Origin of the sequence: Micromonospora sp. H33, from assembly GCF_052068455.1 — a bacterium.
Taxonomy (GTDB): Bacteria; Actinomycetota; Actinomycetes; order Mycobacteriales; family Micromonosporaceae; genus Micromonospora.
This window is the reverse complement of the sequence record NZ_JBQHDE010000007.1, coordinates 12562-27235: the sequence shown is the minus strand read 5'-3', so window position 1 is coordinate 27235 and position 14674 is coordinate 12562. Positions and strand designations below refer to the sequence as shown.

At 72.3% G+C, this 14674-nt stretch carries 8 protein-coding genes; 2 read left to right on the top strand and 6 right to left on the bottom strand.

Annotated elements, in window-relative coordinates:
* The first annotated feature begins 47 nt into the window (after positions 1-47).
* Complete coding sequence (locus ACTMS0_RS17290) at positions 48-4451, top strand: S8 family serine peptidase (protein ID WP_441156237.1); 4404 nt, start codon at positions 48-50, stop codon at positions 4449-4451.
* Positions 4452-4549: 98 nt separating this feature from the next.
* Here the strand turns inward: ACTMS0_RS17290 and ACTMS0_RS17285 are convergent, their stop codons facing one another.
* Complete coding sequence (locus tag ACTMS0_RS17285) at positions 4550-5065, bottom strand: winged helix-turn-helix domain-containing protein (protein ID WP_441156236.1); 516 nt, start codon at positions 5063-5065, stop codon at positions 4550-4552.
* Between the two features lie 492 nt (positions 5066-5557).
* Between ACTMS0_RS17285 and ACTMS0_RS17280 the strand changes: the two genes are divergently transcribed.
* Complete coding sequence (locus ACTMS0_RS17280) at positions 5558-6586, top strand: ornithine cyclodeaminase family protein (RefSeq protein WP_441156235.1); 1029 nt, start codon at positions 5558-5560, stop codon at positions 6584-6586.
* Positions 6587-6630: 44 nt separating this feature from the next.
* On the opposite strand, the gene ACTMS0_RS17275 is transcribed toward ACTMS0_RS17280, so the two are convergent.
* The 5 genes from ACTMS0_RS17275 to ACTMS0_RS17255 form a co-directional block, all read right to left on the bottom strand.
* Positions 6631-8502 (bottom strand): transketolase, encoded by a 1872-nt coding sequence (locus tag ACTMS0_RS17275; protein ID WP_441156452.1) that lies wholly within the window; start codon positions 8500-8502, stop codon positions 6631-6633.
* Positions 8503-8672: 170 nt separating this feature from the next.
* On the bottom strand, positions 8673-11420 hold the full coding sequence (locus ACTMS0_RS17270; protein WP_441156234.1) for a hypothetical protein: 2748 nt from the start codon (positions 11418-11420) through the stop codon (positions 8673-8675).
* Positions 11420-12565, bottom strand: coding sequence for a Gfo/Idh/MocA family protein (locus tag ACTMS0_RS17265; protein ID WP_441156233.1), 1146 nt, complete (start codon positions 12563-12565; stop codon positions 11420-11422). Before ACTMS0_RS17265 ends, ACTMS0_RS17270 begins: the two co-directional genes overlap by 1 nt.
* On the bottom strand, positions 12562-13473 hold the full coding sequence (locus ACTMS0_RS17260; RefSeq protein WP_441156232.1) for a sugar phosphate isomerase/epimerase family protein: 912 nt from the start codon (positions 13471-13473) through the stop codon (positions 12562-12564). Before ACTMS0_RS17260 ends, ACTMS0_RS17265 begins: the two co-directional genes overlap by 4 nt.
* The gene (locus ACTMS0_RS17255; RefSeq protein WP_441156231.1) at positions 13464-14672 is read right to left on the bottom strand and encodes a CehA/McbA family metallohydrolase; all 1209 of its coding nucleotides are present in this window, start codon (positions 14670-14672) and stop codon (positions 13464-13466) included. Before ACTMS0_RS17255 ends, ACTMS0_RS17260 begins: the two co-directional genes overlap by 10 nt.
* Between the last annotated feature and the right edge of the window lie 2 nt (positions 14673-14674).

The following is a 14674-nucleotide window of genomic DNA, read 5'->3' as shown; positions in this document are numbered from 1 at the left end:
GATGGATCTCCTGCACCCTTCACCTCGGGTTGGAGGAGGCAGAACCGATGTCGACACGTCCACACAGGAGGCGCACAGCCAGATCGCTGGTCAGCGCCGTCGCGACGATCGCCCTCGTCGCGACGGGACTGGCCACGGGAGGCACCGGCGCGCAGGCCGCGCCGTCCGGACCAGATGTCATCTCACCAGCGGAAAAGATCCGTCCGGAGCTCACCAAGCAGTTCCAGGTCAAGAGCGAAGGCGACTTCTGGATCCACTTCGGCCAGAAGGCCGACCTGACCCAGGCCAGTGCGATCAAGGACTGGGCGAGGCGTGGGACCGCGGTCGCGGACGCGTTGAAGAAGACGGCCGCCGAGAGCCAGGCCAAGATTCGGGCCGAGCTGGATTCCACGGGTACGAAGTACCAGACGTTCTGGGCGTCCAACGCCATCAAGGTCAGTGGCGGATCGCAGGAGATGGCCCTGAGCATCGCGGCCCATGCCGAGGTCGACGGCCTGTACGCACCGGTCGAGTACAAGGTGCCCGAGGTCACCCAGGGCACCGACGAGAAGACGGTGAACGCCCTCGAGTGGGGCATCGCGAACATCAACGCCGACGACGTCTGGTCCCAGTATGGCGTCGAGGGCGCCGGCATCACGGTGGCGAACATCGACACCGGGGTCCAGTTCAACCACCCGGCGCTGGTCAACTCCTACCGCGGCAACAACGGCGACGGCACGTTCGACCACAACTACAACTGGTTCAAGGCCGCCGGGTCCTGCGCCGCCGCGCCCTGCGACAGCAACGGCCACGGCACCCACACGATGGGCACCATGGCCGGCTCCGACGGTGCGAACAAGATCGGCGTGGCACCCGAGGTCAAGTGGATCGCGGCGAACGGCTGCTGCCCCAGTGATGCTGCCCTGATCGCCTCCGGCGAGTGGATGCTCGAGCCGCGGGACCTCAACGGGCAGAACCCGGATGCCAGCAAGCGGCCGAACATCATCAACAACTCGTGGGGGACGACCCTGCCCTCCAACGATCCGTTCATGGAGGACGTGACCCTGGCCTGGACCGCATCGGGCATCTTCGGGACCTGGTCCAACGGCAACAGCGGTCCGGCGTGCCAGACCAGCGGCTCTCCGGGCAGCCGGACCAGCAACTACTCGGCCGGCGCGTACGACATCAACAACAACATCGCCAGCTTCTCGGCGCGCGGCGCCGGGCAGGACGGCCAGATCAAGCCCAACCTCTCGGCACCCGGTGTCAATGTGCGGTCGAGCGTTCCGGGCAGCGCCTACGCCAGCTTCAACGGAACCTCGATGGCGGCCCCGCACCTCGCGGGCGCGATCGCGCTGCTGTGGTCGGCGGCACCGGCGCTGGTCGGTGAGGTCGCGGCGACGCGTGAGCTGCTGGACAACACGGCGATCGACAAGGCCGACACCCAGTGCGGTGGCACCACGGACGACAACAACGTCTACGGTGAGGGCCGGTTGGACGCCCTCGCGCTGCTGAACTCCGCCCCGATCGGCGACACCGGCACCCTGGCCGGCACGATCACGGACGCGGCCACCAATGCCCCGATCGCGGGTGCCACGGTGACCCTGACCGGCGCGGCGAGCCGTCAGCTGACCACCGCTGCCGACGGCAGGTACTCGTCCCTTCTCCCGGTCGGCGACTACCAGGTCGCCGTGACAGCGTTCGGCTACGAGGCCAGGACGGTGCCGGCGACGGTCACCAAGGATGTGACCACGACGCTCAACGTCGCGCTGACGGCGGTGCCGAGCGTCACTGTCAGTGGCACGGTCACCGACGGCTCCGGACACGGCTGGCCGCTCTACGCGAAGGTGACCGTCGAGGGGCCGTCGGGTCTGTCCGACTACACCACTCCCGCCAACGGCCGCTACAGCTTCACGGTCCCCGCGCAGGCGACGTACAGCCTGAAGGTCGAGCCGCGGTACCCGGGCTACCAGACCGTCACGACGCCGGTCATGGTCGGCTCGGGCGACGTCACCCACAACGTCGCCGTACCGGTCCAGGTCAACGCCTGTACGACGGCGCCCGGCTACGCGTACGGCTCAGACGGTGAGTACGAGACCTTCGACGGCACCACCGCGCCGGCTGGCTGGTCGGTCGTGGACCACATCGGCACCGGCCAGGTCTGGAAGTTCACCGACGACGGTAATCGCGGCAATCTGACCGGCGGTACCGGCAACTTCGCGATCATCGACAGCGACGAGTACGGATCCAGTGGGCGGCAGGACACCTCGCTCGTCAGCCCGGTCGTCGACCTGACCGATGTCGCAGCACCGGTGATCCGGTTCAACCAGGACTTCAACTGGCTGAGCCCCGATCGCGCCGATGTCGACCTGAGCATCGACGGCGGTGCCACCTGGACCAACGTGCTCCGGCAGGCGGCCGACGTGCGTGGACCTCGAGTGACCGAGGTTCCGATCCCGCAGGCCGCCGGTCAGGCACAGGTCCAGGTCCGGTTCCACTACTACAACGCCTCCTTCGAGTGGTGGTGGGAGGTCGACAACGTCCTGATCGGTAGCACGGTCACCTGCGACCCGATCAACGGCGGCCTGGTGCTCGGTCACGTCCGGGACAAGAACGACGACGGCTACGTCAACGGCGCCACCGTCACCAGCGACGACCGGCCGGCAGAGAAGACCACCACCGCGGCGACCCCGGACGACACGGAACTGCCCGACGGCTTCTTCTGGATGTTCTCGTCGCTGACCGGGGCGCACCCGTTCACCGCGAAGGCCGGCAGCTACGTCAGCCAGAGCAAGGACGTCAACGTCCAGGCCGACGGCGCGACCGCCACGGAATTCCAGCTCGCGGCCGGCCGGCTGTCGATCCAGCCGACCGTGGTGAGCGGGACGGTCCAGATGCCCTCCGGCAAGGTCAACAAGACGTTCACCGTGACCAACACCGGCGGGGCCCCCGTCGACATCGAGTTCGGCGAGCGGGACGGCGGTTTCGAACTACTCCGGGCCGACGGGTCCCGGGTGGGCAAGCAGGAGGTGCTCGCATCCAGCGGCGCACCGCAGCAGCGGCTCAACGTCCCGACGTCGTTCGCCGCGACGGCGTCCGGCAATGCGGCCACGGCGACCGCCGGGGTCGGCCCGCAGGCCGAGCCCTGGACGGACATCGCGGACTACCCGGCGAACGTGATGGACAACCGGGTGGTGAACCTGGACGGCAAGGTGTACTCGATCGCCGGCGGCAACGGATCGGCGTCCACGACGAAGAACTTCGTCTACGACCCGATCGCGCAGAGCTGGACGCCGATCGCCGATCTCCCGGGCGCGCGTAACGCCATGACGGTGGGCGTCGTGAACGGGCAGATCATCGCGACCGGCGGCTGGGCGGCATCCGGCCCCGACCGCACCACCTGGTCGTACGACCCGGCGGCCAACACCTGGACGAAGAAGGCCGACAACCCCGCGCCGCGGTCCGCGGCCGGGCAGGCAGTCGTCGACGGCAAGCTGTACGCCATCGGTGGCTGCACCACGTCGTCCTGTACGCCGATGTCGAACGATGTCGTCCGGTACGACCCGGGCAGCGACACCTGGGAGGCCTTGCCCGACTACCCGAAGTCGGTGGCCTTCGCCTCCTGCGGCGGGATCGACGGCGTCGTCTACTGCTCCGGAGGCAACGACGGGTCCGCCGCGCAGAAGGCCGGCTACGCCTTCGACCCGGGCGCCAACGCCTGGACCGCCATCCCGGATGCGCCGGCCGACACCTGGGCCAGCTCGTTCGCCGTCGCGAACGGCAAGCTCCTCGTTGTGGGCGGTGTGCAGGGCGGAGCGGTCACCAACGCCGGCTTCGCCTACGACCCGGCCACCGACTCGTGGTCCAACCTGCCGAACGCCAACACGCCGCGGTACCGCGGTGGCGCGGCGTGCGGCTTCTACAAGGTCGGCGGCTCGTCCGGCGGCTTCACCGCGACTCCGGACAGCGAGGTGCTGCCTGGTCTCGAGGAGTGCGCCGAGGGTGCCGCCGACGTCAGCTGGATGGCGATCGACAAGACGGCAGCCACGCTGGCGCCGGGTGAGAAGGTCACGGTCACCGTCGGGATGACGGCGAATGTCGACCAGCCGGGTACCTACTCCGCGTCGGTCTCGATCAAGGAGAACACGCCGTACACGGTGCAGCCGGTGGCGGTGACGATGAACGCGCAGCCTCCGAAGACCTGGGGCAAGCTGATGGGTACGGTCACCGGGACGAGCTGCGAGGGTGACAGGTCACCGCTCCCTGGAGCGATCGTCCAGGTCAACGCGAAGGAGATGGCGTGGACGTTCGCCACCGACGCCAACGGTAAGTACGCCTACTGGCTGGACCGTCGGCACAACCCGTTGAACATGATCGTCGCCAAGGACGGCTGGCAGCCCCAGACCCGTCAGACCACGATCATCACCACCCCGAGGGTGGAGGACTTCGCACTGTCCCCCGTTCGCTGCTGACGCTGACCGTCGGCTGACAGACCCGGCCCGTCTGGCTTTCAGCCAGGCGGGCCGGATCACGTCTGGGTTGCCGGCCGCGACGCCGGCGCAGCCGGCGGTCAGGCCAGGGAGAGGCGAAAGCCGACCCCGCGCACCGCGTGGATCGTCGCCGAGGCGCCCAGCCGGGCGAGCTTGCGCCGCACCCTCCGCACCACCGAATGCAGGTCGGAGCCGCGACCGAGGCGTTCGTTGCCCCACACCTCCAGGTGCAGCCGGTCGGAGGTCCAGAGCTGTCCGGGAGTCCCGACCAGGCACACCAGGAGATCGTGCTCCAACGGGGTGAGTCCTATCTCGCGGTCCAGCCAGCACAGCATCCGTCGGTCGGAGTCGACGCTCAGGCCCGGTGGTGGGGGCGTACCCTCGTCGTCCACGGCCTCGGCGTGCCGGATCTGGACGGGCCAGGCCATGACCGCGGCGCTCGGCCTCGCGGACACGTCCATGAACTGCCGTGCCTGTTCGACGCTGGAGACGATCAGGACCGCCTCCGTCCCGCTGAGCAAGTGCGCCAGTTGCCTACGTTCGGTCGGCGAGGAAGCGATGCCGATGACCAAGGACGCGGCCGGAATACCCCTCATCCCCACCCCTTCCGGGTTCCACCGACTCCGGACCGCGCGAATCAGCGCCTGCCCGGTAGTGGCGGTCTGGCCAGAATGTTTCGGGGTATTTGTGTCCGGCGGTTTTCCAGTGTGTGGATATTGTGAACGCGGCCGTAATCCGGTTGCGGACCGGAGAACGGCGTGCCGGTTCCTTGCGGCCTCGTCCCCGCAGCTCTCGCCGCCGAAGCGCCTTGGTGCGTCGCGCATTTCGGGCGGTCGCTGAGCCTGTTTCGCTGTCCTTTCCAGCCGTCAATCGCGTGCTCTTGGCGGCTCTTTCGGCGCTTTCCCCGGCCTGGCAGGGAAGCGATCATTATAGTAGTGCTCTTCGATGTGATCGGCAACGCCATGATTGTTTCACCGGGTTCTCCCCGACGGTCAGGTCTGGGTGGACGCGCCGTCAGGACGGCACGGCCGGGGGCAGGCTCTAACCTCCAGGTGGTCCAATCATCCGTCCGCCGCCCGGAGGCCACCATGACCGATCCGACCAGTTCGGCCCCGACCTTCGCCGGCATGCACCTGATCTCCGAGGACGCCGTCGCGGAAACGCCGGTCCGGGTCGCCGTGGACGCGCTGGAGGCCGCCCTGCGCGAGGGCCTCGACCCCGAGCGGGAAACGCCACGCTCGCGCCTGGCCACGCAGACCGGCGAGATGCTGATCATGCCCGCCACGCGGGGCGGCTACTCGGGCTGCAAGCTGCTGTCCAGCACTCCCGACAATGCCAGTCGGGGTCTACCGCTCATCCAGGGGGCCTTCCTCCTCTTCGAAGATCCGGGGCAACGTCCGGTGGCCGTCATCGACGGCACCGCCCTGACGAATCTGCGCACCCCCGCGGTGTCCGCGCTCGCGGTGCGACACCTGCTGACCCGTAGCACCGGCGAGCCGCTACGGCTCACGGTGTTCGGGACCGGCCCCCAGGCGCGCGGCCACGTCGAGGCCATGTGCGCGCTGCACGAGATCAGCGAGATCTCACTCGTCGGACGGGACAGCTCGCGGCGCGACCGGCTCGCCGCGCGGCTGGACCGCACGGGTACGCCGGTCCGGGTCTACGGTCCCGGTTCGTGCACCGAGGCGGTGACGGGGGCGGACATCATCTGCTGCTGCACCAGCGCGTCGACGCCGCTCTTCGACGGCGCTCTGGTCAAGCCCGACGCGGTCGTCGTCGCCGTGGGCTCGCACTCTCCGCACGCGCGTGAGGTCGACGACACGCTCGTCGCCCGCGCTGGCGTCGTCGTCGAGTCCCGCGCCAGCACGCTGCGGGAGGCGGGTGACGTCATCATCCCGCTGGCGGCCGGCGTCGTGCGGCCCGAGGACCTGCATCCGCTGCGCGACGTGGTGACCGGCCGCGCGCAGGTGCCCGCCGGTGGGCCACGGCTGTTCAAGGGGACCGGCATGCCGTGGCAGGATCTCGTGGTCGGCGTCGAGGTCTACCGCACCCACCGGGCTCGGCGTTCCCCGGCCGCAGCCTCCGACCCGGCACCGGGTCTCCCAGCGGAGGTGTGAGGCTCCCGGCTGCGAGGTACCGGTCGCCGACCGGTGCCGGCGGGTCAGCGAGTGCGGGCGAGCAGGGCGCGCGCCGCCTCGACGACGGCGCTCACGCCGATGCCTGCCTGGTCCATCAGCTCGGTGGGCGTCCCGGAGGTGGGCAGCCCGCGTACCGCCAGCTGGGTCACCCGCGCCGGCACGGCGAGGCCGGCCAGCGACTCGAGAACGGCGGAACCGAGGCCGCCCTGCGGGTAGTGGTCCTCGACGACCACCAGCCGGCCACCCGTGTCCCGGACGGCGTCCAGCAACCGCTGCGAGTCCAGCGGCTTGACCGAGTACAGGTCGATGACCCGGGCGCTGACGCCCTCGCCCGCCAGCTCCTCCGCGGCGGCGAGGCAGTTGTGCACCGTCACCCCGGCGCCGATGAGCGCGACGTGGTCTTCGCTGCCGCCACGCAGCTGCTTGCTGCCGCCGACCGGGAAGGACTCGTCGTTGTCGTAGAGCACGGGGTGCGCGCCCCGGGTGGTGCGCACATAGTTGATGCCCTTGCGGTCGACCATCTGCGCGACGAGAGCGGCGCACGACACGGCGTCACTGGGATAGAGAACGGTGGAGCCGTGCACGGCGCGCATCGCCGCCAGGTCCTCCAGCCCCATCTGCGACGGGCCGTCCGCCCCGATCTCCACGCCCGCGTGCGAGCCGGACAGCGCGATGTCGGCGCGGGAGATGGCGGCCATCCGGATGAAGTCGTACGCGCGGGAGAGAAACGCCGCGAAGGTCGAGGCGAAGGGCCGGTATCCGCGCACCTGCAGTCCGACCGCCGCGGCGACCATCTGCTGTTCCGAGATGAACATCTCGAAGAACCGGTCGGGGTACGCCTCGGCGAACCTGTCGGCGCGGGTGGAGTCGCTGACCTCGCCGTCCAGGGCGATCACGTCCGGCCGCGAGCCCAGCGCCCGCAGCGCGTCACCGTACGCGTTCCTGGTGGCCACCTTCGCCCCTTTGTCGTAGCGCGGCAGCTCGAGCGAAACCCGGGTGGGGGTGGCGGCGGGCGGGGCCGGCTCGGGCCGCGGCCCGGTGACGCGGATCTGGCGTACCCCGCCGAGGGCGTCGACGGCCCGCTCCGCCTGCTCCGGTTTCATCGGCTTGCCGTGCCAGCCCGGCTGGTTCTCGACGTCCGGCACCCCCTTGCCCTTGAGCGTCCGGGCGAGCACCACCGTCGGGCCCGTCGCCTGCCGGGCCCGGCGCAGCGCGTCGTCGACGGCCACCAGGTCGTGGCCGTCGACGACGATCGCCTGGCAACCGAACGCCTCGACCCGTCGCCGGTAGGTGTCCAGATCCCATTCCAGCTCGGTCTCTCCGCGTTGCCCGAACCGGTTCACGTCGACGATCGCGGTGAGGTTGCGCAGCCCGTAGTGGCCGGCCTTGTCCAGCGCCTCCCAGATCGAGCCCTCGGCCGTTTCGCTGTCCCCGCACAGCACCCACACGTGGAAGGGCAGCTGGTCGAGGTACCGGCCGGCCAGCGCGATCCCGACGCCGACGGGCAGTCCCTGACCGAGCGAACCGGTGGCGACATCGACCCAGGGCAGCGCCGGCGTGGGGTGTCCCTGCAGGCGCGACCCGAACTGACGGTACGTGTCGACCAGCTCCTGGTCGGTGATGGCGCCGACGGCTTTGAAGACCGCGTACAGCAGCGGCGAGGCATGGCCCTTGGAGAAGATCAGGTGGTCGTTGGCGCGACCGCGGGGGTCTGCCCAGTCGTAACGCAGGTGCCGGGAGATCAGTACGGCGAGCAGGTCGGCGGCGGACAGGCTCGAGGTCGGATGCCCGGACGCGGCCTTGGTGCTGCACCGGATCGAGTCCACCCGCAACTGTGCGGCAAGCTCAGCCAGCTGGCTGACCTCCTCCGCCCGCAGCGTGCGCTCCGCTTCCATCGTCACCGGCATCGCCTCCAGCCATCGGTGGTCTCCGCCGGCCCCGCGCACCTGGGCCGCCCGGCCGCACGGCTGGCGTAGCTCTCCGCTGACCGACTCCGCACCTACGGTAGTCAAGAAAGCTCGGCGTCGTCGTCGGGTAGCACGATTCGTTCGACTCGCAGGTGTGGTCAGGTCAGGTCGAGTTGCACCGTGGCGATCTCCCAGGCCCGCAGCGGTAGCCGGACCAGCCCGTCACCGTCGACAGCGAGCGGCTCCCCGGCCCGGCCGAGCAGGTCGGTCCGCCACGCCCCGCGGACGGTCGCGCCGCCGAGCACGGCGGTGGTGTCCGCCGGTGTTTGCGCCACCAGCCGCACCTCGGTGCGGCCGGCCCGGTCCCGCACGCTGGTCAGCGCGACACCGGGGCCGTCGACGGACAGCCCGATCGCCGGCGCGGGCAGCGCGGTGCCGGGGTCGGCGGTGCCGGGGAAGGCCAGCAGCTCGTGCCGGTACTCCTCGGCCGCGGTCAGCACCCCGGCCTCGTGCCAGGTGTCCCGGTACGGCAGCACCGCCAGCTCGATCGTGCGGGTGCCGCGGCACTGCGCCTCGGGCGTGGGCAGCTGCGGACCGGCGGGCTCGTCGCGCAGCGCGTGCCGGTTGCGTGACAGCATCCCGATCGCGCGCAGCAGGGTGACCGCCAGTTCGCGGCCGGAGTCGGTCAGCTCGTACTCGGTGGGCTGAGTCAGCAACACCGCCAGCGCGCCGTCCGGCCCGCCGGCGGCGACGAACCCGTTGGCCGGGAAGGTGGGCAGCGGCACCTCACCGCCGCCGCCCTCCGCGGTCAGGCCTCGCTCGACGACGGCGAACTGGCCCTCGGCGTACGACGTGTCGGCCGGTGACGGCAGCGGCAGGTGCAGCCGGACCCGGTGGTCGTCGCAGCGGTTGTCGAACTCGACGCGCAGCCGGACGAACCGTTCGCCGCAGCGCAGCTCGACCCGGGTGGTGACGGTGATCGGCTCGCGGTCCACGGCGCGGGAGCCGGCGTCGACGTCCGCGGCCACCGGCCAGCGGTACTCCCGCACCACGTCCACCACGCCGAGCAGCGGCCCGTCGTGGCGCACCACGGTGCGCACCGCCCGCGGCTTGTCGACGAGTTCGTCGGCGGCCGGCGGGGCGTAGTTGTAGCTGTCGCCCACGTCGCCGCCGTCGACGACGCGGCCCACCCCGTCCACGGTGACGCCGTCGGGGGTGGTCAGCGCCAGCGTGCCGTCCTCGGCGACGTCGACGCGCAGCAGGCCGTTGTCCAGACCGCGGCCGGCCACCGTGACCGGGGCGTACCCCGGTTCCCCGGTCGCCGGCAGGGGCACCGGCCGGACCGCGGCGCGCCCCAGCGGCGGCACCTCGACCAGGGCGGCGACGGTGGCCCGGGGGGCGGCGAGGATCCGCACCCGCCACCGGTCGGGCCGCCCGGCGGCGGCGAGCGCCAGCCGAACGTCCTCCACGTCGAAGGCGGGGTCGCCGTGCCGGGCCACCTGGAAGGTGAGGGTGGCGTCGTCGGGCGACACGGACCAGGCGGTGACCTCCTGGCCGTAGAGTTCCCGGCCGTGCACCCGGGTGAGCACGGCCGGCAGGTCGGCTGCCGGCACCACGTCGTCGGCGAGCAGCGTGCGACCCCGGTCGAGGACCTGGGCGCTGACGCTGCGGCCGGCGGCGTCGGCCAGGGCCACCGTGCTGTCGGCCGGTGCCTCCACGTCCAGGCGCACCAGGGCGGTGCGGGCCGCCGGGGTGGGGTTGAACAGCAGGTAGCCGTCCCGGGGCACGGCCGCGGCCAGCCGCGCGCCGACCAGGTCGCAGACCGCCCGGCCGAGCTGGTCGGCCTCGGCGAGGCGGGCCCCGACCTGCTCGGCGGTCTCGTCGCAGCCGCAGCCGGTCACCGAGTCGTGGCAGCTGGCGTCGATCAGCCGGGTCCAGGCCATGTCGAGGAAGCGCTGCACGGACGCGTCGTGGGTCAGCGCGGCGAGCGGTTCGGCGTACCGTTCGACCCGCCGCTCGGCCCGGTTCATCGCCTGCTTCAGGTGGGCACGGACGGAGATCACGCCGGGCAGGATGTTCGCCCGGGCGTGCGAGCGCAGCTCCCCGCGGACGACGGGTAGCCCGTCGACGGTGGCCGGCTGGGTGGCGACGTACTCGGCGAGGGTGCCCAGCCGCAGCCGGGTGTCGGCGAGGTCGGCGGCGGCCAGCAGGTCGGGGGCGTCCGGCGCCGGGGCGGCGTGGTCGGTGCCGTACATGGCCAGCGCCGGGGTGTCCTCACCGTCGAACCGCCACGCGGCCAGCTTGGTGGCGAGGTCGCCCGCCCGGCGGGTGACCTGCGCGGCGTCGTCCATCAGGCCGGCGGCGTTGCCGTAGCCGCCGGGCAGGTACTCGGTGCGGATGGTGGTGCCGTCGGGCGCCTGCCAGGCGAAGGCGTGGCGGTGCATCCGTTCCGGTACGCCGCGGAACACGCAGGCGTGGGCCAGCCCGGCGCCGGCCAGGATCTGCGGCATCTGGGCGATGTGGCCGAACATGTCGGGCAGGTAGCCGACCGGCATGGCCCCGCCCAGGTCGGCGCTGCGGGTCAGCCCGCGTTCCAGGTTGCGGACGATGTTCTCGCCGGAGCAGAGGAACTCGTCGAGCAGGATCTGCCACGGGCCCACCGCCAGCCGTCCGGCGCGCACCAGGTCGATCACCTGATCCCGCCGTTCCGGGCGGACCTCCAGGTAGTCGTCGACCGCGGCGAGTTGCCCGTCCAGGGTGAACCGCTGCTGCGGGTCGCGTTCCATCCGGTCGAACACGTCGTCGAGCAGCGCCACCAGCCGCAGCCGGAACCGCTGGAACGGCTCGTACCACTCCCGGTCCCAGTGGGTGTGTGGCACCACGATGATCTCGGTCGGTCGCGTCATCAGCTGGCCGCCTCTCCGCCGATCGCCGCCCCGGTCAGCTCACCGTAGCGGCGTACCACCTGCTGGCTGGTCCGTACGTCGGCCGTCCCCTCGGCGATGCCGGTCAGCGGCGCGGCGCCCGCGGTGACCATCGCGTGGAACGCGACCAGTTCCTGCTCGAACGCCTCGGTCACGGATCGGAACGCGGCCCGCCGCTCGCCGCCGCCGTGGTCGTCCACCACGGTCAGCGTGGTGGGCGCGTTGAGCAGGTACGGCGACGGGAACACCAGCTCCAGCGAGCCGCGGGCGTGGTGCAGGGTGACCGTCTCCCGGTAGGCCGGGTAGTCCGGCAGGTTCAGCCACCGGACGCCGTAGCGGGCGCCGCCGGGCAGCCGCCCGCTGATCTCCACCGACGGCTCGGCCGGGCCGTCGGGGGTGAGCGGCCAAGTGGCCACGTGCTCCACGGTGGCCGGTGCGCCGGTGAACAGCCGCAGCAGGGAGAGGTCGTGGGAGATGCTGTTGATCAGGATCTGGTAGAGGGCGCGGGCGCCCGGGTCGGCGCCGACGGCGGCGTCGAGCAGCTCCCGGTCGGCGGCGGAGAGGCGGGCCACCTCCTCGGCCGGCACGTCGCCGGCGGCCGGGGGCAGGTTGGCGAAGCGCAGCTGCCGGTCGCCGCCGGCGTGCAGCACGGTCACCTCCACCGCGTGTACCCGCTCCGCGCCACCGAGCTCCGCCAGCAGCCGCGCGGCCTCCGCCACCGCCGGGTCGTACTGCTTCATGTAGCCGACCATCAGCGCCGCGGTGCCGGCGCCCAGCTCGGCCAGCCGGGCGGTCTCGGCGAGCGTGTAGGCCAGCGGCTTCTCGCAGAGCACCGGCAGTCCGGCGCGCAGCGCCAGCGCGGCCAGCTCGCCGTGTGAGCCGGAGGTGGCCAGCAGCACGCCGTCGCAGCCGCCGTCGGTCACCATCCGGACCGCGTCGGTGTAGCGGCGGGACGGCTCGACGCCGTACCGCTCGCCCAGCTCGGTCACTCGCGACGGGGACAGATCGGCCAGCGCCACGATCTCGAACAGGTCGTCACGGCGTTGCAGCAGCGGCAGATGCACGGTGCGGGCGATGATGCCCAGCCCGGCCACCGCGATCCGGATCCGCTTACCCGGCTCGGTCATCGCAGGACCTCCTCGAGCCACCGTGCGTTGCCGTGCTGGTCGGCGCGGATCCGGTCCAGGTCCCGGCCGTCCTCGGGAGCGTCCTGCTCGATCACCAGCCAACCGGTGTAGCCGATGTCGTCGAGGCCGGCGAGCACCCCGGCGAGGTCGACGTCGCCGCGGCCCAGGGCGCAGAAGCCGCCGGCGGCGACCACGTCCATCAGGCCGCCCCCGGCCGCCCGGACCCGGGCGTGGGTGGCGAGGTCGGCGTCCTTCAGGTGCACCTGGCCGATCCGCCCGGCCCAGTGGCGTACCGCGGCCACCGGGTCGCCGCCGGCCAGCGCCAGGTGTCCGGTGTCCAGGCAGATGGCGATGTCGGTGAGTTCGAGCAGCCGGTCGGCCTCCGCCTCGGTCTCCACGTCGGTGCCGAGGTGGTAGTGGAACACCGGTTCCAGGCCGCGGTCGCGGCACCGGTCGGCGGCCTGCTGCACCCGGGCGGCGAAGTCCGGCCAGGCCGCGGCGGGCAGCGCCGACGCCAGGTCGATCGGGGTGCCCGGGCGGGCCATCCGGGCCGGGTTGCCAGGGCAGGCCAGCGTCGGCCGGGGGGCGAACCGGGGGTCCTCGGCCGGCGCGGCGGTGAACACGTCGAGCGCGGCGTCGAGTTGGGCCAGGTCCTCGGCGAAGCCGGCCGGGTCGGCGAAGCGCAGGTCGACCCAGCCGCCGGCGAGGCCGATGCCGGCCGCGGCCAGCCGTTGCGCCAGGGTCTCGCCGGTGCCGAGGTAGCCGATGGGGCCGGAATCCACGCCGGTGTAGCCGTCGCGGGCCAGTGCCGCGAGCAGGTCCCCGGGGCCGACGGGCGCGCCGGTGGGTTGGTAGATGCCGTAGTTGACGGGGGCGCCGGCCACCCGTGTGCGTCCGGTCAGCTGCACAGTGCGATCACCTCCATGCGGTGGGACTCCAGGACGTGCAGCCCGTCGCCGGCCGGTAGCAGGCACCGGTCGCCGCGGACCAGCCGGTGCCGCCCGTCCGGGTAGGCCAGCAGCGCGCCGTCGGCGTCGAGCGCCAGCAGCTCGTCGCCCAGCCGCAGCAGCAGCGGCCCGTCGGGGTCGGCAGAGATGGCGGTACGGCCGCCGCGCAGCGCGTCCAGCACGGCGTCCCCGGGTGGCGCGTCGCGGTCGGCGAGCAGCCAGGTGGTGGGGGAGCCGGGCAGCGCGTCGGCGCCGGGCCGGTGGAAGTCGCTGCCACCGACCGGTACGACGTCCGCCCGCCACGCCCGCGCCCAGGCCAGCGGAGCGCCCCAGGTGCGGTCCCACCAGCCGGAGTGCCACACCTCGACCAGGGGGGTGCGATCGGCAAGCGGCTGGCGCCAGGCGCAGTCGCCGCCGAGGGGGTGGTTGACCGACATGAGTCCGCCGTCGCGTCGCGCGGCGGCGAGCCACTCGTCGGGTGGCCGGCGGAAGTCGACCCAGCCCACCGGGCCGAACACGTTGGCGTGCCCCCGGTCGGTGGTCACCTCCTGGCCGGGCAGGAGGGTGATGCCGTAGCGGGCGGAGGCGTCCGGCAGCCACGGGTGGTGGCTGACCGTGTTGTGGTCGGTGACGGCGAGGAAGTCCAGGCCGCGGGAGGCGGCGAGCGCGGCGAGTTCGTCGATGGTGTGCGCGCCGTCGCTGTGCACGGTGTGCGCGTGCAGGTCACCGGCGAGCCAGCGCCGGCCGTCGACGTCGGGGAGGTCCCGGCGGGGCGGCCGGTCGGGCCGCGGAGGCGCGGCCGGCTGCTCGGGTGCGGGTGGCGGCGTGGTGCTGGTGGTGGCGGTGACCTCGTAGTCCAGCCCGTCGGGCGGGATGCGGTGCAGCCGCAGCAGCACCTGCCACTCGCCGGGTTCCAGCTCACCCGCCAGGTAGCCGGGGGTGGCCCGGTCGGCGGCGATGGTGTAGCCGTCGCGGGCACCGCCCGACCAGCCGCGGAAGCCGTCCGGTCCGACGCAGCCGAGGTCGAGCACCCCGGCCTGACGCGGGTAGTCCAGCCGGACGGTGAGCGCGGCGGTGCCGGGCGCGACGGTGACCGGCAGGGCCCGCATCACGTCGTCGGCGCGGTCCTGCAGCGTCCACCTGCCCCGGTGCACGACCATGG